Below are 19,489 nucleotides of genomic sequence, written 5' to 3' on the forward strand. Positions count from 1 at the left end.
CCTCTTGTCACCCGCTTGCTTTTAACGGAACGTATGCAGTTTAGTCTGTTAATTTTTTAAGTGCTGCACTCGCTTCTTGGTGCTTCAAGTTAGCCGATTGCCAAGTTCGGTTCTCCCATGTAACCTCCCTTTTCCTTTCTCGTAAAATTTCTTTTAACCCTGGTAAATCCGGATTTTTTTCATATAGCTGAATGAGCCCTAGTACCCCTGTATACGATAGATGGTTCAAATACTGAAGATCGATTTTTCCCGTTTGTTCATAGCGAACAAGATTTTGCTGGACAACAAGGCGATCCAAATCAACCACATTGATACCTGTATAATAGAGGAGTGCACTAATAAAGTAAAAATGAAAGAGCGATAGTTTTTCAAACCAAATTTTTACCAAGGTATACGCAAAAATAACCACAAGAAATATCATGAAAGAATGGGCCAACACCCGAGTGAAGGTAAAACCATAAGCTTTTTCGTATAGATACATTCGTAAAAAAGCAGAGACAAGAATGACACCGCTCGTTAAAATTAACAAGCTTAACGAGATTTGCAGCCATTTTTTCAACAAGGCACCAGTCTGTTTCACTCCCGAAAGAATGCTGACGGTCAAAGACAAATTAATGATCGAGACAGCCAGCAATTCGAAAAAACCTTTGCGGGCATATTGAGCGTATGTGTACGATTCTTGCAAAATACCGCCAAAAAAATATTGAAATTGAACAATAGTAAAAAGGAGATAGACAGCATTCATTAGCACTAACACAGTCAACGCAATCACCCCGTCAAGCGGGATGGAAAAAGAATTGTTCTTTTCGATGACTGTCATTTTCTTTTGTCCCAGCACGTACAATACACCGAAAAAGGCAAACGTATAGCCGATAATTACAAAAAAGCGAAAAACGGTCTCCGGCTTTACTTGATGAATCCATTCAGGCAAATTTCCGACAATTTGCTTAAAATTGTCGTCTGCAGTGCTTAGTAAATATAGAACGATTCCAAGAACAGGGAGTGAGAGAATGATTCCAATCAATACCTTTTTCCAAACCATGATTTTCTGATTATCTCCCTTAAAAACCTTTAGAAAAGAAGCGGAGAAACGAAAATCGAATCGAATCGCTTCGATCATCCGCCCAAAAGCATACTTTACAAATGAAAAACTGGTCCAAGGCAGCAATTTTGGACGAGTGATTAACAAAAAATGAAAAAGGACTAATACAGGAACAACCATTATATTCAAAACGTAAAAGAACATGTTGTTGCTTATATAAAAACTGATGGACAACAGCCAAATACAAATAGCGACAAGATATCCAAGACGCTGGTTCGCAAAGGGAAAGCCATAGAATCGCCAGAAAAACACTCCATACATCACAACGATAAAAACAATAGTGGAAATACCAATTTGACCGCGAAAAAAGGATTCTTCCGCTAAAATTCCCAGTACGAAACAAACAATGAAAAACAGAACATCCGATTGCTGCAAATCTTTTTTCATAAAAACCCTCCATACATCAACTTTCTATATACATTGTTTATCTATGTATATAGGTAAAAAAAATGAATCATATCGACACTTTCTTTCCCCACCGAAAACCAAGTAAGCTCACAGGGTAAAGAATAATTGTAAAAAAGATACAAATAAGAATAAACTGTTTCGTTAATAGCGGTGCAAACCAATTATGCGGAATAATTTGAAAAACGATTAGCAGCATTAATAACAGATTAGGGAAAAGTGATATGATAAATGTTTTTTTCAAAACTTTCCTACCGCCATGACCAAATCCCTTGCCAATTTCATAGCCCAATAGCATCCAGAAAACCATGTAAACTAGCGCAATTAAAGTTGGAAGCGCAGTCAAACTCCGCCAAACGTTCGTAAGCCATATCCATTCAAAAAGATTGTGAGCCAGCGTCAGTAAGCTGCCTCCTGCAAAAAAGACTAAGTTCACGAGGATAAATAGCCATTTCATCCGGCTAGGTGTCACAGCTAATTCTTCAAGCCACATCCCGGCAATTTCTTGCGGCGTACCAAGCCGCTGAACAATTTTCTCCATGATAGCGGCTTCGTTTTCCATCGTAAAATGTTCAAGTAAGATCTCATCAATATGGGTCTCGTATTCAAGCAGGATTGCTTCTTTTTCAGGATGATTCCCTAGTCTGCCTGCCAATTCTTTTAGAAACTTAGTCTTCGATTGGTCCATGCTTTGATCTCCCAATTACTTTATTCATTACCTGGACAAAATCGCGCCATTCCCGCGTTTTTTCTGCGAGCATTTCCTTTCCTGGTCCGGTTATTCGATAATATTTCCTTGCCGGACCTTTTTCCTGCTCAAGCCAGTAGCATTCGATGTACTCCTGCTTTTCAAGCTTGTGCAGTGCCGGATACAAGGTTCCTTCTTTTACACTAAATCCATTGTCGCTGCGCTGCTCAAGCTCTTTAACTAACTCGTAACCGTACATATCCCGTTCATTTAACAACTGAAGCAAAATGAGCGATGTACTACCCTTTACCAATTCACGGTTAAACACCTTTTTCACCTACCTAGAATTTTTAGGTACATAGAAATTCTATAGTAAATAATATCCGTTGTAAACCCTATTTTTAAAAAAATTCAACTTTTCTCAGGTAACCATTTTTGAACTCTTGCCAACATGTGAACGACCATGCTGATTAAGGAGCCGATAATCGCACTTCCAACAATATCAGATGGATAATGATGCCCCACCCAAATTCGGGACAAACCTGTAAGAAAAGACAATACAGACATGATCGAGCCGAGGAAACGCCTATAAAAAATGAGCGTAGTTGAAAAGGCAAAAACGAGTATAGTATGTTTACTTGGAAAGGAGGAATCTGTTTTAGAGGGAATGAGGATTCCAACTTTTCTTTTTAAAAAAGGTCTCGGTTTGAAATAAACTAACTTAATAAGAAAATGGCTGATACAAGCGAATATTACAGATACTCCTGATTCAAACGAAATTTTCTTGCAACTTTTTTTGAACCACATCACAATAAAAACAAAGAAAAAGACATATCGCATTTTCGTTGAAAGAATGATCATTAAGCGATCGAGTATGAATGATCTGCTTGAAGGGAAATTTATATCACGAAATAATTTCGTACCCATCAAAATTCACTCCTGTTTTTTTTAATAAACTGACTAATCCATTGATTGCATTCCTTCCAAGCTTTTGTTGGAATCTGATGGCTAACGTTTTCAATGAATAGCAATTGGTTTGATGGTAAATTCTCATGTAATATCTGGGCATAGTTATAAAATTGCTTATCTTTTTTACCATAGATAAGCATGCACGGAAGATGAATGTTGTTCAGTTGAGCTGTACAATTATAGTTTAAACTGTAGTCATAATATTGCTGTATATTTCTGTGGTCTCCATCTTTTGCATCATTAAACATTTTTTCGAACAGTATTTTTGTATCGGAATTGCTCTTTGCAATCGACCATGCCAAAAAAGTCACTGTCCCCATTTTCGCGAGCCTTTTTGCAAAAAAAACCCTATTTTTTAATCGCCATGTATTTATTTCCGATATTCCGCTAATAAGGATTCCGCCTAATGAACGTTCTTTCACGTTTAACAAAAATTCCAAGGCGATCGATGCCCCTGTTGAGTAGCCGCATATAAAGGCCTTTTCGATTTTCAAATGATCAAAAATTTGTTTTATGTCATTCACGATCAAAGGATAGTTGATTGATTTTGTGGAATACGAACTTTTTCCGTGTCCACGTATATCGAAAGTGATGACTTGAAAAGAATGCGATAACTCCTCCATTTGGTATTCAAAATTTACAGAAGTAAGTACTGGAGGATGTATCAAAACAATCGGGATTCCCTTTCCTTTTACAGAGAAATAAATATGATCTCCGTCCACATTCAACATTGGCATGTAACTCTTCACCTCAGGTTTAACATAAAAGACTTATTTATCTTGATCCACTGTTCTGTTTCTATTCAAAATGCGGCGATCCTTTTGACCGCCGCTTTTGCTTACTTCTTTTTACGTGCTTGAAGTTTGATATTTTGATCGCGCTCGCCGCCGTCTGCCAGTTCTTCAGAAAAAGCATGGTTGCCAATTAGTTTGGAAGTGCGAATCGTTTGGGCTGGCAAATTATTATTCGGTGCAGACTGTTCATTCCATTTTCCCACTTAACTCATTCCTTTGCTTTTTTCTTAGTATAAGATAAATTCGCCAAACTATGCTGACTGTTATAAAGGGCTTGGCACGGTTTTTGTCGAAATGCATATGCTAATCAGAGGAGAACGCTTACACTAAACTTTTCTTTTCTTCTGAAACCCGAAAGAATAATTTTCCAATTTTTAGAGATACTAAAACTAGTTCAGAAGCTACATGATCGAGGTGATCACAATGGGATTGCTAAATTCCTATAACCAATGGAAAGAAACCCGGCAGCAAAACTATGTAAACAAAATGAAAGAACAAGGCAAATGTCCGGATTGTCACGGGAAAGGCTATACTGTCTATCCATATAATGAATTTGCCTATTTCAATTCCTTCGAGTGTCCCGGCTGCCAGGGAAGCGGTCTTTACAGCGATTGGGAACAGTTGAGGTAAAACATTAATCAAAAAAAAAGCGTCATAAACAGCTGCACCTCCGTTTATGACGCTTTTTTTATCTTTTTAAATACAAAGCTAGATATTCCTGATTCTTTTATAGTCCTTCTGACATCATATTTATCCGCTACATCGGCAATTTTACGTAAATCTTCCGAAGTGGTTATTAAAAGAATTGCGAATATTGTTTATAGTCACATACTTTTCTGTTTCTGAACATTTTTGTGTTAGAAAAGCTTACATCTTTTTTTATGTTTAATGTATTGGAAATATTGAAATGGTGATCAGAAATCGTTCTTGTTTAAGGGTAAATCAAATACATCCAAAACAAAAAAAACGCACGGCAACATCTTTCTTTACCGTGCGTTTTTGTTAAGATGGAGGTATTTGGTTGTCAAGATTTAATGCCTGTTGGATGACTAGCTCCTGAACTATACGATGGCTGCCAAGCGAACCTGTGTAAACAATATCCTGCTCCTGGTTTTTTCTTTTTTTGATTTTCTGAATGATGACATTTAACAACACACCAGAAAAAAGCAAATAAGGGACAACAATCACCCTTCCATCCGTTTGTTGTGAAATCATTTCGAGTCCCTGCTCCAAGTCAGGTTTTGCGGCGGCGAGAAAGCAGGCAGACACATGTTCTGTTCCAAGCCTTTTGCGAATTCCTTCGACAATCTGATCATACGCCGAATAAATCGTTGGATCGCTTCCGCCCGTACCGACAATCAAGATCGAGTCATCCTTGTTCACGTCCACCACTGTATTCCGAACTAGTTCCACAACACCATCAAGAATTTCACTTTGGACACCGAATGGATTCCTTATATCCACCTTGATGGCAGGATGCTTCTTTTTCAGGGAAGTAATGATTCGGGGGATGTCTCTTTTTATATGGCCTGCTGCGAGCAAAAACAGCGGAACGACGGTGATTTCGGCGGCCCCCTTTTCAACACAGCGGAAAAAACCTTGTTCGATTGAAGGCTCAGTAAATTCAAGAAAACTCATTTCCTGTATCGGTGCCTTCACTTTCTCCATCACCTGTTGCATGAACGCTTTTGCTTCTTCAGCTCCTTTTTTTGCTTTTGTGCCATGACCGATATATAGAATCGCTTTCATCCTATCCCCTCTTTTTATCAATTCTACATTTTAAATTGTTCAAAGTGTCTTTGAGTCTTGTTTCCAGACCCACCACTTTCCGCAAGCGTTCGAAAATTTCCGATCTCCATACTGCCGCCTTTTGCAACCAATTTGCTGCATTTGAATTATTTTCTGGTTACAGCACCTTACTCCCTTGCTCGGCAAGCGCATGGTATATGCCATGCTGCAAGTTGGAAAAGCAGTGCAAACTGGACAACTTGTAATCGGATTCTGTGATTTTAATGGCTAGTTCCGGGGTAATCCCCACCGGCATAAACACCGCTTGTACCGCTTTGATCCAAACCATTATACCAATCTTCTGTTAATTGACAGAATTTTTCGCAAAAAAAGTATACAGATCTTGATTAATGTGCATTTGTCCTCTCCTTATCTTCCAACGATTGATCAAGGTGTCAGTATTTTCATTTTACCTCAAAGGATCAAACCGTGTCGATTCGGAAGGTTGTTTGCCTTTCAATCCCGCTTTATCGGCAGTGTGATTATCCCTACCCATTGCTGTTGCAGAACAAAAGGCGATCATCTTGATCGCCTTTTTTATTGACTTTTTTGTTGATTGTTCATGACTTCGTTTACTAAATTCTGGGTTGCATCCGGCGTAGGTTGCTTTCCTTTTTCAATGGCCGTTTGCGTATAGTTCAAAACTGATTGCTCCATATTAGGAAAAATGTGCATTTTGTTCTCGACAACATTGTTAGGGGTATTGATCATTTTCTGCCATCCTTAAACCCTCTCTGTTTTTTAAAAATCAATCCTCATCTTTTTCATAAGCGATTACAACTAGTTTTTTATTGGTTTGCTCAGCTAATTTGTTTTCAAACAATTTTAGTTCATTCACTGCGTTCGGTGAAAGTTGTGCAGCAACATATTGATTCTCTTCACCCATTCCCATCGCTCCTCTTAGCTGTTTTTAAAAATTTCTCATGCACATCTCTTATAATTTGCCTGTTTTCGTTTGCCCTATGCATTGTTTCCTCGAAGCTTTTTAAAGAAATGAATGAGTTTCAACAGAACTCGGCCTCTTTTCCATTTTTCATAAAAAATTAGTGAATTCCGCATGCTTCTGCCAAAATTTCAACTAAATGCATACTTTTCATTTGGTTGGAATGCCCCCTTCGCTGAATACCGAGATTCATTTGCAATTGGCAGCCCGGGTTGGAGGTGACAACAACGGTTGCTTCTGTTTGATTAACTTTTTCCATTTTTAGATCAAGGATTTTCATTGATTCCTCAAAATGTAGCAGGTTGTATATTCCCCCCGAAGCACAGCAATGAGCCGCATCCTCCAGTTCGACGTAAGTTATTCCGGGGATCGACTGCAAAATCTTCCTCGGTTCATTGACGACGTTTTGCACATTCCTTAAATGACAGGAATCTTGGTAAACGACAATGCCGTGCCATGGCTGTTTAAAAGGGAGGGGACCATACTCCATTAAAAGCTGGCTAATATCCAGTGATTTCTCCACGAATGCTTTCGCAGCTTCTTTCCACTCCCCTTCTTCTGCTAACAGTTCGTCGTATTCATGTAGGGCAGCTCCACAGCCGCCGGCATTATTGATATAAAAGTCAGCCTCAGTTGCTTGGAATGCCAAAATATTCCTTTTTGCCAATTGTTTCGCCATTTCCCTTTCTCCCTGATGGGCATGTAAGGCACCGCAGCATGCCTGGTTTACCGGAACCACCACTTCAAAACCAATCTCTCTCAACAGTTCCACTGTTAAACGATTGATTCGCGACATGAACGCATCCATAATACAGCCCGCAAAAAAAGCGACTTTTCCTTTTTTCTCGCCTTTTGCTGGATAAATTTTACCTTGTTTGATTCTTTTATCCGGGATTTCAATTAGTGGCAAGGTTCGTTCGAATTGTGCGAGTGGTTCTGATGCCTTTGAAAGCCAATTTGTTTTCCGGACAAATTGATGCAAGCCGGTTTTTTGATAAAGTCGTATCAGATTACCCGCTAATTTCATCCTGTTTGAATGGGGTATCAACTTATTTAATGCCGATTTTTTCAATTGATCTGCTAAAGAGAGATGTTGTTTGGATTCCGCGATGATTTCTTTAGTAGCTTCAAGCAGGCGGCCATATGGGACACCAACCGGACAGGCTGTTTCACATGCCCGGCAACCGAGACACAGGTCAATCGGTTCTGCCAGATGCTCTTGAATCCCGATCCGCCCTTCTGCAGCCATTTTGACAAGATTGATCCGCCCCCTCGGGGAGGCTGATTCTTTTCCCATCGATTCATAGGTCGGGCAGGCTGGCAAACAATAGCCGCATTGCACGCATTGATTGGTCCATTCATACGTCTGTTCAAACAATTTTTTTGCAAGCGGATTGATTGCTTCTTGCTGCTTGATCACCGTTTTCATCATTCACACAAGCGCCACCTTTGTCTTCCCTGGTACAGGAAAAATTTTTCCTGGGTTTAAAATATTGTTCGGATCCCATGCCTCTTTGATTTTTTTCATCATTAACAAGCCTATTTCTCCCAGCTCCATTTCCATATAAGGCGACTTCATTAAACCGATGCCATGTTCCCCGGAAAGGGTACCTCCAAGCTGGACAGCTGCTTGAAAAATTTCACTGACTGCATTTTCTACCTTTTTCATTTCCGCTGTGTTGCGCTGATCGGTAATAATATTGGGATGAAGATTCCCATCGCCGGCATGGCCGAAAACAACCAAATTTAATTCATATTTTTCACGAATTTCTTTGAGCTTTTTCATCATCTCGGGGATCATGCTTCGCGGGACGGTGGCATCTTCGGATATTTTCGTCGGACCCATGCGGGTGATTGCCGGAGAAACCAATCTTCTCGCTTTCCAGATTGCAGCCCGCTCTTCTTCTGAATTTGCAATCTTCACTTGGCTTGCGCCTGTTTCCAGACAGAGATGCTGGCATTTTCTTATTTCTTCATCCACAGCGGATAGATGACCATCCACTTCGATAATCAGGAGTGCTTCAGCCTCAAGCGGCAGCCCGCTCGGACGATAATTTTCAACGGCGTGAATGCACGCCTGGTCCATTAATTCCATTGCGGAAGGCAAAATGCCTGATGACAATATTTTGGTGATTGTCTGACCGGAATCAATTAATTTTGGGAAAGTTGCGAGTAAAGTTTTTCGTGCCCCGGGCTTTGGAATTAACCTTAATATGGCTTCTGTAATAATTCCTAACGTACCTTCAGAGCCGACAATCAATCGGGTTAAATCGTATCCGGTTACATTTTTAACCGTTTTACCGCCGGTACGAATGATCTCTCCTGTTGGCGTTACCACTTCTAGTCCGATAACGTATTCTTTTGTTGTTCCATACTTCAATCCTTTTGGCCCGCTTGAATTTTCTGCTAAATTTCCGCCAATCGTCGCCACAAGGGAACTACTTGGATCAGGCGGATAAAAAAGACCTGCTTCTTCTGCTTTTTGGTGAATTTTTGCGGTCACGACACCCGGTGAAACGATTGCAAGCATGTTTTCGCGATCGATGATCAGTTTTTCATTCAAGCAGGACAAATCAAGAACCATGCCGCCATGGACAGGCAATGGCCCTCCACTTAAAGAAGTAGCTGCTCCTCTTGGATAGATCGGGATTAAATGGCGGTTTGCCAGTTTGACCAATTCACTGATATCGCTTGTGCTCTGCGGCTGAACCACAATGTCGGGAAGGTATTGACCAAAGGAAGCATCATAACTATAAGAATACCTTTCTGCCAAATCGAGAAAAATTCGCTCTTTTGGAAGAATCGCCTCGATTTGTTGGATGATTTCTTTATCCACCCCCAAAAACCTCCTCATTTTATCAAATCACCAGCCGGTAAGATGCCAGCCGATCAACGACTTCTTTTCCAATTTCGATCGAAGCGGTTGCTGCAGGTGATGGGGCATTGCATATATGAATGGAGCGGCTTCCGTTTAGAATATAGAAATCCTCTACTAATGAGCCGTCCGCTTTTAATGCCTGTGCCCGAACCCCTGCCGGCCCGGGCATTAAATCCTTTTCCCCGACATTCGGAATCAGGTTTTGTACGCCTTCAACAAATTTCTTTTTAAAAAAGGAGCGAATGATTTCTTCCGTCCCTTCTTTACGATACGCTCTTGCCAGCTTCCAAAAACCGGAATAGGTTAAAACTTCAGCTGTATCCCTGAGGCTAAACGACGTTTTTTTGTATCCTTCTCGTTTCAGACTAAGTACCGCATTTGGCCCTACATCAATCGTGCCGTCGATCATTCTTGTAAAGTGAACGCCTAAAAAAGGGAAGTTCGGATTGGGAACGGGGTAGATCAAGTTTTTTACGAGATAGCGTTTTTCTGGCGCCAGCTGAAAGTACTCCCCCCTGAACGGGACAATTTTTATATTCAACTGACAGCCTGCCATTTTGGCAATCCGGTCACTGTGGAGGCCGCCGCAATTGATAAGCATTTTCCCGCGGAGGGACTGGAAGTTGCTTTCTGCGACGACTTCTGTTGCCAGTTCTTGAATATTGACTACCTCAGTATTTAATAAAATGTCTCCACCCCTTTCACGAATGATCCGGGCCATGGTTTCACACACTTCTTTATAGTTTACGATTCCAGCCATAGGAACATGGATGGCTTCTTCCCCATTCACAAATGGTTCGATTTCCAGTAATCTTTCTTTGGTCAGTTTGCTGATTTTCAACCCATTTCGCAGCCCCCGCTGAAAAAGGTCATTTAGTAATGGCACCTCTGTTTTCGATGTAGCGACAATTACCTTTCCGCATTCTTCATAATCGAGATGATAGTTTTTGCAAAAGGTTTTCATCGAACGATTTCCTTCTCTTGCTAAACGTGCTTTTAAACTGCCTGGTTTGTAATAGATTCCTGAATGGATGACACCGCTATTATGTCCGGTTTGATGGGAAGCAAGTTCGTTTTCTTTTTCCAAAATAGCGATTTTGGAATGAGAAAACTTTTCTGTTAAAGCCATTCCAACTGACAGACCAATAATTCCGCCGCCAATAATGATATAATCATACATACTCATTTCTCCCCCCTTTTTGCAAAAATTGTTAAACGATTTTTCTGCTTTCTTGCTGACTGTTCTTACTGAGTTCTCTTCTCTACGCGTTTTTCTAACTATCAGGATCCTTGCAATTCATCCCCTGTTCAATGAGAACCGCCAAATACCTTTCCAACTCCCTGTAATTTTTCCAACACAAGAATTAAAATAACGGAAATGAAGATGACAACAGTAGAAATCGATGCAACAAGCGGATCGTAGGCATCCTGCATATGCGAAAAAATTTCAATCGGAAGTGTCCGCATATCTGGTGAAATCATAAATAAGGAAACCGTAACATTATCAAAGGATGTCAAAAAAGCGAAAAGGCCACCTGAGATCATTGCCGGACGAATTAACGGCAACGTCACTCTCCAAAAAACAACAAGAGGGTTTGCACCAAGGATTGCGGCCGCGCGTTCAAGATTGTAATCAAATCCACTTAATCCTGTCAAAACAAGGCGGATGACATAAGGAATACAAATAATGATATGGGCAATTAAGAACCCAATCGCAGTGCCCGCAAGCATCATCGGCGTAAAATAAATCAAGAGGGCTATTCCGAGGACGAGCTGCGGCACACTTAACGGTGCTGTTAACACCGATGTAATAAAGGTTTTCCCAGGGATATCATACTTAGCAAGCGCCAGGGCTCCAAGCGTTCCAAATATGACGGAAAAGAATGCCGCCAAAAAGGCGAACTTTGCGCTATTCATCATTCCTGCCAAAAATTCTGGTCGGTCAAGGAGCTTTGTATACCATTGAAATGAAAAGCCGACAGCCGGAAAACTCGGGTAGTTTTGGCTTGTAAACGAAGCCGGAATGACAACGATCAATGGAATGAGAATATAAATAATGGATACAAAGGCTAATAGGATGCGCAGCCAACCCAATCCCTTGTTCATCGGAACACCTCCCGGAATTTACTTACTTCAAATGTACGTGTAAACACAAAAACAATGACCAAGGTTGTTAGTAATAAAACGTATGAAAGTGCAGAGCCAAAAGTCCAGTGCAATAAATTCGTAATCTGATCATAGGCTACCACCGGCATGACCGGTACATTGGCACCACCCATTAGAGCCGGGGTTACATAGGCGCTCATCGAAAGGCTAAACACAAGCACACAACCTGAGATTACCCCTGGCAGACTGAGTGGAAGGGTGATCGAGTAAAAATTGCGAAGCGGACTGGCTCCGAGGATGGCGCTTGCTTTTTCCAAAGATGGGTCAATAGTGTATAAACTGGTTGCAATCGCCAAAACCATAAATGGCAAATACGCGTTTGAAAGCCCTATGACTACACCAAGTTCAGAAAACAGCAATTTCAACGGCGTTTTTATGATTCCAACGGAGAGCAATAAATGATTGATTGTTCCGTTCGGCAAAAGCAAGAGATACCAGCCAAAATTGCGAACAACAATACTGATTAATAACGGTGATGTAACCAATAAAGCTATATAGCCTCGTACTTTTGGGGAACTCTTTGCCATCGTAAGGGCGACAGGATAGGCAAGTATAAGAGAAACCAAGACTGTGTATAAACTGATTTTGACGGTTAGCCATAGAGACGATAAATAATATCGATCTGTAAAAAATTGCGCATAATTTTTCAGGCTGAATACTGCCTGTGAACCATTTAGCTGATCGGTATTGATAAAGCTTAAATAAAGAATGTAGAGCATCGGAACAATAAAAAATCCAAAAATAAAGAGGAGAATGGGCAAAAGCAGAAGCAGTCCCCTGCCCCATTTTCTCCCCCTTTTCCTTGTTACCTTAGGTTCTGGTAAAACGGATGCATTTCCCGTGGTCAACTTTATTTCTTGATCATCATCAAATCGGACGGATTCCATCCAACCAACACCTCGCTTCCCGGACACCAGTTTGCATCGTATTGCGGTGTCAAAATTTGAATTGATTGATTTAACAACTGAACTTCTACTTCCCATGTTGTCCCTAAATAGTTCAACTGCGAGATTTTCGCCTTGTGAAGATCCCATAAAGGTTCAGGTTCTTCATCCGTTGAAAAAATCCGTACTTTTTCCGGACGTATATACAACTTCACAATCTCGCCTATTTTGCAATCAGAACATCCACCCATAACATTGCCTCTATCTACATAGGTAATCCCATCATTCATTTCCACTGTAACTTTACGTTGATCAACAGCGGCAACTTTGCCTTCAAAGGAATTGGATTTGCCGATAAACTGAAAGACGAACTCTGTCTCTGGATGTTTATAAATCGATGTTGGTGTGCTGATTTGCTCGATTTTTCCTTGATTCATGACAACAACACGATCAGAAAGCGAAAGTGCTTCTTCCTGGTCATGGGTAACAAAGATCGTTGTTACACCAATTTCCTTTTGCAGCCGTTTGATTTCAGCGCGCAATTCATGACGCAATTTCGCATCCAAGTTGGAAAGCGGTTCATCTAGCAAAAGCAGTTCTGGTTCCACCACAAGCGCCCTGGCAATGGCAACACGCTGCCGCTGTCCGCCTGATAATTCACGGGGATATCTTTTTTCAAGTCCGGCCATTTTTACGAGCTCAAGTGCCCTGGCAATCCGCTTGTCTTTTTCCGGGTTTGCCACTTTGCGCAATTTCAGTCCAAAGTTCAAATTTTCATAGACAGTCATATGCGGGAATAGCGAATAAGTCTGAAAAACCATCCCAAGATCACGTTTGTAAGGAGGTATTTTCGTCACATTTCTTCCTTTAATATATACGGCGCCTTCATCTGCCTCAAGGAACCCGGCAATCAGATTTAAGGTAGTCGTTTTCCCGCAGCCAGAAGGACCAAGCAGGGTGAGCAATTCACCCTGTTTGACATCAAGATTTATTCCATTTAACACTACATTGGTTCCATATCGTTTATATGCGCCCTTAATTTCTACATCATTGGCGATTTGCATAAATGGAATCCCTCCTTCAGTTCTCTATTTAACTAGCTTTCCAAGCTCAGGTGTTACTTCTTTTGACCATTTGTCGGACATCTCAGCACGTATTGCAGCAAACTTGGCAAAATCCGGCTTAAAGGTTTTATCTGTGTCCTTTAATCCAATTGAATCTTCATATTTCTTGGCAATTTTCATACCTTTTGCAACCGGGTAGAAACCCTTGTCAGCAATCAATGCTTGTGCTTCTTTGCTGATAATGTAGTTGATAAACTTCGCTGCAGCTTCCTTGCGCGGATCATTTTTGACGAGCGCAGCACTGAATGCTTGAAGCGGGACGCCCTCTTTTGGAACTGTCATTTTAAGCGGAACTCCCGATGCAGCAAGTTCAGCAATAGCGTAGCTGCCCATGACCGTAACATCAGCTGCACCTTGTTGAATGGCCGGCATCATTTGGGTAGAATTTTTATAAAAGGTGCTGGAATAACCCGCTAATTCTTTTGCTTTCTTTAATCCAGGAGCCATGTTGTCGATGCTGCCGCCGTTTGCAAGTGCGAGCGCATACAAAGTATTAAATCCCCAATCATTATTTATATCTGAAAATGCCGTTTTTCCTTTGTAATCAGGGCGAGCCAGATCATTCCAAGATTCAATTGGCTTAATCTGATTTTTCTTAAAGGTTTCTGTATTGTAAGCTGGTGCAATGACAAGACCAAAGACAGGCGCCGCTGCTTTATCAACAGCCACAAACCGAGGGTCAACATCCTTCATGTTCGCAATCGTCGTTTCATCAATCGGCTCTGTTAAGCCTTTGTCAAAGGCTCGTTGCACATCAACTGGCACGAAGAAGGCGACATCAATTTGTGGTGCATTTTTTTGCAATTCCACTTTTGATAAAATCTCCCCGGAAAGCCCGGCAATAAAATTAACTTGGATCCCTGTTTTCTCTTTAAATTTTGGTGCGAGGACATCGCGGATCGTCTTTTCAATTACCCCGCCGTTTCCGGCAACGGTAATTTCTTTCACATCGCTGCCGCTTGCAGTATTTGCTTTTGCCGCCTCGCCCGGTTTTTTTGGAGTTGGATTGGCACAGGCCGCCAGTGCAAACAACATCATAATCGTGATCAAACTCATTATTTTTTTCATTATTTGAAAAACCCCCTGTTATTCATTTTTCACCACTAAACCTTTCTCTTTAAAAAATTTTCTTGCTCCCGGATGAAATGGCAAAGGAATTCCTTTAACAGCTTCTGACATGGGCATGGTTTTAACAGCCGGATGTATTTGCTGCAATTCATCGATATGTTCATAAAGCGTTTTCACAAGTTCATATCCTTCATTGGTGGAAAGCGTTTTATTGATAAGCAATACGTTTTTTACGGATAGAGTTGGAATGATTTCCTGCTGTGCTGTGTATGTTTCTTGAGGTATTTGATTGTGTTCATAAAATCCGTATTTTTGCTGAAGACGATTAACAACTTGTTCGGAAATCGGCACAAAAGTAAGCGGTATTTGGTTTGAAAGAGACAAGATCTCCGGATTCGGAAGCCCTGATGAAAAAAAGGCCGCGTCAATTGTTCCGTTTACAAGGGCATCGGCAGACTGCGAGAAGGATAGATAGTGTTTTGCCATCGGGACATTTGTCAGGCCGGCAGCCTCTAATGTCCGTTCAGCCATAATTTTCGTTCCGCTTCCGCTTGTTCCAAGACTGACTCTTTTTCCTGCCAAATCGGCAATTGAATGAATGCCACTTTTTTTCGTTGCAATGACTTGCAGAAAATTGGCATATAGTCCTGTCAATGCTTGAAGATTTCTTTGCTCAATCTTATTGCCCATCTGCAAAACGTCCACCGTCGAGAAGCCGAGATCCGCCTTTTTTTCGCTAACCAGCTTCATATTTTGAATGGAAGCATGGGTTACCTGAGTGCCACTTGCTGCCCCATCATACATTTCAAACAATTGAGCTAGTGCCTGCCCTAGCGGAAAATAAACGCCTGACATATCACCGGTTGCAATAATCACCGTTCGCTCAAAACGAACGTTTTTTTGAATGGTCGTATTTGCAGGAGAAGAGATTTCCTGCCGGCTATTCGCAGCGTTACATCCATTCAAGGTCAAAGTGAAAAGAGCAGTTAGCGCGAATAGCAACTTGATTTTCATTCTTGATCCTCCTTCCCTATCTTTTTTAATGCAAGAAGTGTGCCAAATTTCAAATTAAACACAATGTATGCGTTTACAATTTTGTGAACATTTTTTCAAACAAAGAATCGGCAATTTTTTCCCGGTGTTGCCGGCAAAAATTGCCGATTCTTTTTCTTATCTTTGCGCACTTTGAGGATTGATGGCATAAAGCTTAATTTTATCCCGTAAATTTCTTTCTGAAATTTGCAAGATCTCGGCCGTTTTTTGACGGTGGCCATTGCACTCTTCAAGTGTGGCCTGGATTATCACCTTTTCAACGTCCTTTAACGAGAGGCCGATGGGGATTTGCACGGATCGCTTTACCTCATCCGATTGTTTCAAATGTAAAAATTGAAGACTTTGCTCACGAACATTCTTCGGCAAGTCCTCCTCCGTTATTTCATCTTTCATTGAAAGTGCTACTGTGTATTCGATAATGTTGCCGAGTTCCCTAACATTTCCGGGGTAAAGGTATTCAAGCAGCAGACTTCGAGCATGTGGCGAAAAGGTTAAAGGGCTGCGACTCATAAGATGACAATATTTTTTCACAAAAAAATCGATTAACAGCGGCAAATCTTCTTTCCTTTCTCGAAGAGGTGGAACTGATATGGGTATGACATTTAGGCGAAAATATAAATCTTCACGAAAAGTCCCTTCCAGCACCATTTGTTCGAGATTTTTGTTCGTTGCGCTCAATATTCGGACATCCAAAGCAATTTTCGCATTTGATCCTAGCGGTGTGATTTCACGCTCCTGTAATACGCGCAACAGCTTTGCTTGGAGTGGAAGCGGCATTTCACTAATTTCATCCAAAAATAATGTTCCGCCATTTGCTGCAGCCCATTTTCCAAGCTTACGCTGGGTTGCTCCAGTAAAAGCCCCTTTCTCATAACCAAATAATTCCGACTCAAGCAATGCTTCCGGAATGGCCGCGCAATTCACCACTTCAAACGGGCCATTTTTTCTTTTCCCGCTTGAATGGATGCTTCGCGCGACAAGCTCTTTGCCAGTCCCACTTTCACCCATGATCAAGACGCTTGAATCAATGTTCTTAATTCGCTCAATCATTGAAAAAACCCGCTGCATTGATTTGCTTCTTCCGATAAAGCTTTCAAAACCCCTTCTTTGCTCCAACTCTTCATTTAGCGTTTCCAGCCTTGAAGATATGGAGCGGAATTCCATTGCCCGCATCATTAAGACATGGAGTTCATCAATATTGATTGGTTTTTCAATATAATAGTAGGCTCCTCTTTTAATGGCCTCAATCGATGATTCAATTGAAGCATAGGCTGTCATAATAATGACAGTGACCGATGGCGAAATTCGTTTTATTTTTTGCAAAAGATCGAGGCCGCTTTTGCCTCCCAGTCTCAAATCAAGCAGGATCATATCAATGCTTCTCCGCTCAACGATGGTCAATGCCTCATCTGCGTCAGATGAAGTTGTGATTTGATAATCATCTTCGAGGGCAAATTGTAAGGATATGCAAATGGACTGTTCATCATCAATCACGAGAACATGTGGTTTCATTCTAAACTTCCCTCCCTTTATACAAAGGTAAGAGAACCGTAAACGTGGTTCCAATCCCCGCTTCACTTTGAACCACTATTTCGCCGTTATTTTCCTTCACCAATTTATAAGATAAAGTAAGTCCCAATCCGACACCTCTTTCCTTGTTTGTGTAAAATGGTTCGAAGATTTTTTGCAGATGATCCTGGCTAATCCCTTTTCCAGAATCGCTTACAACCACTTTGCCTTCAAAATCGGTTTCTTTTTCTATCTTGACAAGTATTTTCTTGATCGGTTTCGTTTCCACCGCATCCATCGCATTGAGCAAAATATTCAACAGGACTTGACGAATTTGTTGTGGATCAAGAAAGAAGACGATGTTGTCATCTTTTTGTTCTTCAAACACGATTTCTTTCTTTTGCATCGTTATTTTGAGAAAATTGAAAAAAGAAGTCAGTTCTGCAACAGAACATTTCTGTTTAATCGGCTGGCGCGGCCGGGCAAAATCAACGAGATCCGTTACGATCGTATTTAAGCGATTGACTTCTGCCGGCAAATGCTCAAGCAGCATCTCACGAAATTGCGGCCGATCATACTTGGCAGGCAGTAAATCAATGAATGTTTTAATGGAAGTCAATGGATTGCGGATCTCATGAGCGACACCGGCAACAAGCTGTCCAAGGGCATGCAGTTTTTCTTGAGTTATCAACTTTTGTTCCAATTTCATTTTTTGCGTCACATCATTGGCCGAAAGGAGGTACCCTGTTTTTATTTCTTGAGAATCATAGAGTTCCAAAAACCGATAGTGAATGACTTTTTTGGTACCGTTTTCATTTGTTTCATAAATGTGTGGAACAAGGAGAGGTTCCTGTTCCGCCGGCTGCTTAAAATAATCCTCTAGTAATTGGTTTAAAAGCTGCGATGGATCACAGTCTCCATTCTCTTTGGGGTGTAAATTCAGAATTTCAATCGCACTTACATTACAGCTTGTCAGTCTATAATTTAAGTCAAAGGTAACAATTCCTGTATCGACATTGTTTAAAATTGATTCTTTAAAAGCGTTGCTATCAGCAATTTTCTGCTGTTGCCAAATCAGGCTTTTATTTAAATGCCAAAGCTGGTTTGTTTGATGATAAACTGCCTTCTTTAGCCGCTGATTCCATATGTAAATAAATAATAGTATGGCCGCAACAGCAATCAGAATACCGGAAAGTATGCGGATAAATTGTTCAAGGCGGATGACTTCGGCATTCTGTTCTGGCATAATCCAGCGGTCAACCAACGAGTTAAGTTCTCCTTTTGCCTTTAAATTGGTCAGCGTTTTATTGATGACGTTGAGAAACGTTCCATCACCTTCACGGACAGCAATTGCATAGTCGGCTGGTTCAATCACTTCTTCTAAAATAGTAAATTCTTTTTCCTTGTCTAGCCGTTTTAAAAAATAAGAAGACGTCCATTTGTTGCCGATAAAGGCATCTGCCCGTCCCTCGATTAACGTGAGCAAGCCTGAATATTGATTAGTAGCAAATGTTAAATTGGTGTTACGCATATTGAGCAAGTCTGCCACAATCGTTGTGCGATTTTCAAGGACAACATGTTTGTTGCGAAGGTCGGTTATTTTTTGAATCGAATTTTTGGATTGACTTGGTATGATGATGGAGTAGGACATTGTAAAATAAGGTACCGAAAAATCAAATTGCCTGTCTCTCTCTGTACTGTAGGTGATACCGCCAATGGCATCAACCGTTCCATTATGTAAAGCTTTTTCTGCCTCCCTTTCTGTCATCGGTAAAAACGTGAAATGCAAGGCATTTTCCCGAGCAATTTTACGCATCAGTTCCACACTGAACCCGGATAATTTTCCTTTTTCGTCGATAAAAGAAAAAGGAGGAAGTGACCTATTAATCGCAATCTTGTACATCTTTTTTTCGGCCATTGCCCTCGGGACAAAAAGGCTGAATCCTATACTAGCGATGAGAGCGAAAACAAACATTATTTTTATCGGCATTTTTTTGATCCATAGTCCTCCCCTCTGCTTCCATGCATTTTATTTTATTATAACCCATAGATTGAATAATTTGAATTTTCATTAACTAAAAGACAATTCTGACAATATAATAAATGCAGCTGATCATT

21 protein-coding genes are annotated in these 19,489 nt (G+C 40.9%); 1 reads left to right on the forward strand and 20 read right to left on the reverse strand.

Annotated elements, in window-relative coordinates; genetic code table 11:
* Window positions 1-40 precede the first annotated feature (40 nt).
* The 6 genes from ACQYAD_RS08700 to ACQYAD_RS08725 all read right to left on the reverse strand — a co-directional run bounded on the left by ACQYAD_RS08700 (window position 41) and on the right by ACQYAD_RS08725 (window position 4,161).
* Window positions 41-1,489, reverse strand: a complete 1,449-nt coding sequence (locus ACQYAD_RS08700) for a DUF4153 domain-containing protein (protein ID WP_430237292.1) — start codon at window positions 1,487-1,489, stop codon at window positions 41-43.
* Between the two features lie 67 nt (window positions 1,490-1,556).
* Entirely contained in the window at window positions 1,557-2,195 is a 639-nt protein-coding gene (locus ACQYAD_RS08705; protein ID WP_430237294.1) for an HAAS signaling domain-containing protein, read from the reverse strand.
* A complete protein-coding gene (locus tag ACQYAD_RS08710) occupies window positions 2,176-2,523 on the reverse strand; it encodes a PadR family transcriptional regulator (protein ID WP_430237295.1) in 348 nt (115 codons plus the stop codon). The genes ACQYAD_RS08705 and ACQYAD_RS08710 overlap by 20 nt, the downstream gene beginning before the upstream one ends.
* An 83-nt stretch (window positions 2,524-2,606) precedes the next feature.
* Complete coding sequence (locus tag ACQYAD_RS08715) at window positions 2,607-3,122, reverse strand: undecaprenyl-diphosphatase (RefSeq protein WP_430237296.1); 516 nt, start codon at window positions 3,120-3,122, stop codon at window positions 2,607-2,609.
* Window positions 3,122-3,901 (reverse strand): alpha/beta fold hydrolase, encoded by a 780-nt coding sequence (locus tag ACQYAD_RS08720; RefSeq protein ID WP_430237298.1) that lies wholly within the window; start codon window positions 3,899-3,901, stop codon window positions 3,122-3,124. Before ACQYAD_RS08720 ends, ACQYAD_RS08715 begins: the two co-directional genes overlap by 1 nt.
* A 101-nt stretch (window positions 3,902-4,002) precedes the next feature.
* Window positions 4,003-4,161, reverse strand: coding sequence for a hypothetical protein (locus ACQYAD_RS08725; protein WP_430237299.1), 159 nt, complete (start codon window positions 4,159-4,161; stop codon window positions 4,003-4,005).
* A 220-nt stretch (window positions 4,162-4,381) separates the two neighbouring features.
* Here ACQYAD_RS08725 and ACQYAD_RS08730 point away from each other — a divergent pair, with 220 nt between their 5' ends.
* Complete coding sequence (locus ACQYAD_RS08730; RefSeq protein WP_430237301.1) at window positions 4,382-4,588, forward strand: methionine aminopeptidase; 207 nt, start codon at window positions 4,382-4,384, stop codon at window positions 4,586-4,588.
* A 372-nt stretch (window positions 4,589-4,960) separates the two neighbouring features.
* Here ACQYAD_RS08730 and ACQYAD_RS08735 read toward each other — a convergent pair whose 3' ends face one another.
* The 14 genes from ACQYAD_RS08735 to ACQYAD_RS08800 all read right to left on the reverse strand — a co-directional run bounded on the left by ACQYAD_RS08735 (window position 4,961) and on the right by ACQYAD_RS08800 (window position 19,361).
* A complete protein-coding gene (locus ACQYAD_RS08735) occupies window positions 4,961-5,707 on the reverse strand; it encodes a sirohydrochlorin chelatase (RefSeq protein ID WP_430237303.1) in 747 nt (248 codons plus the stop codon).
* 157 nt (window positions 5,708-5,864) lie between these two features.
* Window positions 5,865-6,035 (reverse strand): hypothetical protein, encoded by a 171-nt coding sequence (locus ACQYAD_RS08740; RefSeq protein ID WP_430237306.1) that lies wholly within the window; start codon window positions 6,033-6,035, stop codon window positions 5,865-5,867.
* Between the two features lie 248 nt (window positions 6,036-6,283).
* Window positions 6,284-6,457 (reverse strand): hypothetical protein, encoded by a 174-nt coding sequence (locus ACQYAD_RS08745; protein ID WP_430237307.1) that lies wholly within the window; start codon window positions 6,455-6,457, stop codon window positions 6,284-6,286.
* Between the two features lie 37 nt (window positions 6,458-6,494).
* Complete coding sequence (locus ACQYAD_RS08750; protein WP_430237308.1) at window positions 6,495-6,632, reverse strand: hypothetical protein; 138 nt, start codon at window positions 6,630-6,632, stop codon at window positions 6,495-6,497.
* Window positions 6,633-6,789: 157 nt separating this feature from the next.
* Window positions 6,790-8,121 (reverse strand): (Fe-S)-binding protein, encoded by a 1,332-nt coding sequence (locus ACQYAD_RS08755; RefSeq protein ID WP_430237309.1) that lies wholly within the window; start codon window positions 8,119-8,121, stop codon window positions 6,790-6,792.
* Entirely contained in the window at window positions 8,122-9,543 is a 1,422-nt protein-coding gene (locus ACQYAD_RS08760; RefSeq protein ID WP_430237311.1) for an FAD-binding oxidoreductase, read from the reverse strand.
* A gap of 4 nt (window positions 9,544-9,547) precedes the next feature.
* Window positions 9,548-10,747, reverse strand: coding sequence for an L-2-hydroxyglutarate oxidase (lhgO, locus tag ACQYAD_RS08765; RefSeq protein ID WP_430237596.1), 1,200 nt, complete (start codon window positions 10,745-10,747; stop codon window positions 9,548-9,550).
* Window positions 10,748-10,875: 128 nt separating this feature from the next.
* Window positions 10,876-11,673 carry an ABC transporter permease gene (locus ACQYAD_RS08770; RefSeq protein ID WP_430237313.1) on the reverse strand — a complete coding sequence of 266 codons (798 nt, stop codon included), beginning with the start codon at window positions 11,671-11,673 and terminating at the stop codon, window positions 10,876-10,878.
* Window positions 11,670-12,620: an ABC transporter permease gene (locus tag ACQYAD_RS08775; RefSeq protein ID WP_430237315.1), complete on the reverse strand. Its 951-nt coding sequence runs from the start codon at window positions 12,618-12,620 to the stop codon at window positions 11,670-11,672. Before ACQYAD_RS08775 ends, ACQYAD_RS08770 begins: the two co-directional genes overlap by 4 nt.
* Window positions 12,584-13,681, reverse strand: coding sequence for an ABC transporter ATP-binding protein (locus tag ACQYAD_RS08780; protein WP_430237317.1), 1,098 nt, complete (start codon window positions 13,679-13,681; stop codon window positions 12,584-12,586). The genes ACQYAD_RS08775 and ACQYAD_RS08780 overlap by 37 nt, the downstream gene beginning before the upstream one ends.
* A 24-nt stretch (window positions 13,682-13,705) precedes the next feature.
* A complete protein-coding gene (locus tag ACQYAD_RS08785) occupies window positions 13,706-14,809 on the reverse strand; it encodes an ABC transporter substrate-binding protein (RefSeq protein WP_430237320.1) in 1,104 nt (367 codons plus the stop codon).
* Between the two features lie 18 nt (window positions 14,810-14,827).
* Window positions 14,828-15,823 carry a TAXI family TRAP transporter solute-binding subunit gene (locus ACQYAD_RS08790; protein WP_430237323.1) on the reverse strand — a complete coding sequence of 332 codons (996 nt, stop codon included), beginning with the start codon at window positions 15,821-15,823 and terminating at the stop codon, window positions 14,828-14,830.
* A 156-nt stretch (window positions 15,824-15,979) separates the two neighbouring features.
* A complete protein-coding gene (locus ACQYAD_RS08795; protein WP_430237326.1) occupies window positions 15,980-17,374 on the reverse strand; it encodes a sigma-54-dependent transcriptional regulator in 1,395 nt (464 codons plus the stop codon).
* A gap of 1 nt (window position 17,375) precedes the next feature.
* The gene (locus tag ACQYAD_RS08800) at window positions 17,376-19,361 is read right to left on the reverse strand and encodes a transporter substrate-binding domain-containing protein (RefSeq protein WP_430237328.1); all 1,986 of its coding nucleotides are present in this window, start codon (window positions 19,359-19,361) and stop codon (window positions 17,376-17,378) included.
* Window positions 19,362-19,489: the final 128 nt, after the last annotated feature.

This window comes from Neobacillus sp. SM06, from assembly GCF_050496765.1.
Lineage (GTDB): Bacteria > Bacillota > Bacilli > Bacillales > Cytobacillaceae > JAEVLT01.

What these genes read in the sequence shown, in the direction of transcription:
- ACQYAD_RS08700 (WP_430237292.1), bottom strand. Translation starts at nt 1,489, where the DNA reads ATGAAAAAAGATTTGCAGCAATCGGATGTTCTGTTTTTCATTGTTTGT.
- ACQYAD_RS08705 (WP_430237294.1), bottom strand. Translation starts at nt 2,195, where the DNA reads ATGGACCAATCGAAGACTAAGTTTCTAAAAGAATTGGCAGGCAGACTA.
- ACQYAD_RS08715 (WP_430237296.1), bottom strand. Translation starts at nt 3,122, where the DNA reads ATGGGTACGAAATTATTTCGTGATATAAATTTCCCTTCAAGCAGATCA.
- ACQYAD_RS08720 (WP_430237298.1), bottom strand. Translation starts at nt 3,901, where the DNA reads ATGCCAATGTTGAATGTGGACGGAGATCATATTTATTTCTCTGTAAAA.
- ACQYAD_RS08730 (WP_430237301.1), top strand. Translation starts at nt 4,382, where the DNA reads ATGGGATTGCTAAATTCCTATAACCAATGGAAAGAAACCCGGCAGCAA.
- ACQYAD_RS08735 (WP_430237303.1), bottom strand. Translation starts at nt 5,707, where the DNA reads ATGAAAGCGATTCTATATATCGGTCATGGCACAAAAGCAAAAAAAGGA.
- ACQYAD_RS08740 (WP_430237306.1), bottom strand. Translation starts at nt 6,035, where the DNA reads ATGGTTTGGATCAAAGCGGTACAAGCGGTGTTTATGCCGGTGGGGATT.
- ACQYAD_RS08745 (WP_430237307.1), bottom strand. Translation starts at nt 6,457, where the DNA reads ATGATCAATACCCCTAACAATGTTGTCGAGAACAAAATGCACATTTTT.
- ACQYAD_RS08750 (WP_430237308.1), bottom strand. Translation starts at nt 6,632, where the DNA reads ATGGGTGAAGAGAATCAATATGTTGCTGCACAACTTTCACCGAACGCA.
- ACQYAD_RS08755 (WP_430237309.1), bottom strand. Translation starts at nt 8,121, where the DNA reads ATGATGAAAACGGTGATCAAGCAGCAAGAAGCAATCAATCCGCTTGCA.
- ACQYAD_RS08760 (WP_430237311.1), bottom strand. Translation starts at nt 9,543, where the DNA reads ATGAGGAGGTTTTTGGGGGTGGATAAAGAAATCATCCAACAAATCGAG.
- lhgO (WP_430237596.1), bottom strand. Translation starts at nt 10,747, where the DNA reads ATGTATGATTATATCATTATTGGCGGCGGAATTATTGGTCTGTCAGTT.
- ACQYAD_RS08770 (WP_430237313.1), bottom strand. Translation starts at nt 11,673, where the DNA reads ATGAACAAGGGATTGGGTTGGCTGCGCATCCTATTAGCCTTTGTATCC.
- ACQYAD_RS08775 (WP_430237315.1), bottom strand. Translation starts at nt 12,620, where the DNA reads ATGGAATCCGTCCGATTTGATGATGATCAAGAAATAAAGTTGACCACG.
- ACQYAD_RS08780 (WP_430237317.1), bottom strand. Translation starts at nt 13,681, where the DNA reads ATGCAAATCGCCAATGATGTAGAAATTAAGGGCGCATATAAACGATAT.
- ACQYAD_RS08785 (WP_430237320.1), bottom strand. Translation starts at nt 14,809, where the DNA reads ATGAAAAAAATAATGAGTTTGATCACGATTATGATGTTGTTTGCACTG.
- ACQYAD_RS08790 (WP_430237323.1), bottom strand. Translation starts at nt 15,823, where the DNA reads ATGAAAATCAAGTTGCTATTCGCGCTAACTGCTCTTTTCACTTTGACC.
- ACQYAD_RS08795 (WP_430237326.1), bottom strand. Translation starts at nt 17,374, where the DNA reads ATGAAACCACATGTTCTCGTGATTGATGATGAACAGTCCATTTGCATA.
- ACQYAD_RS08800 (WP_430237328.1), bottom strand. Translation starts at nt 19,361, where the DNA reads ATGCCGATAAAAATAATGTTTGTTTTCGCTCTCATCGCTAGTATAGGA.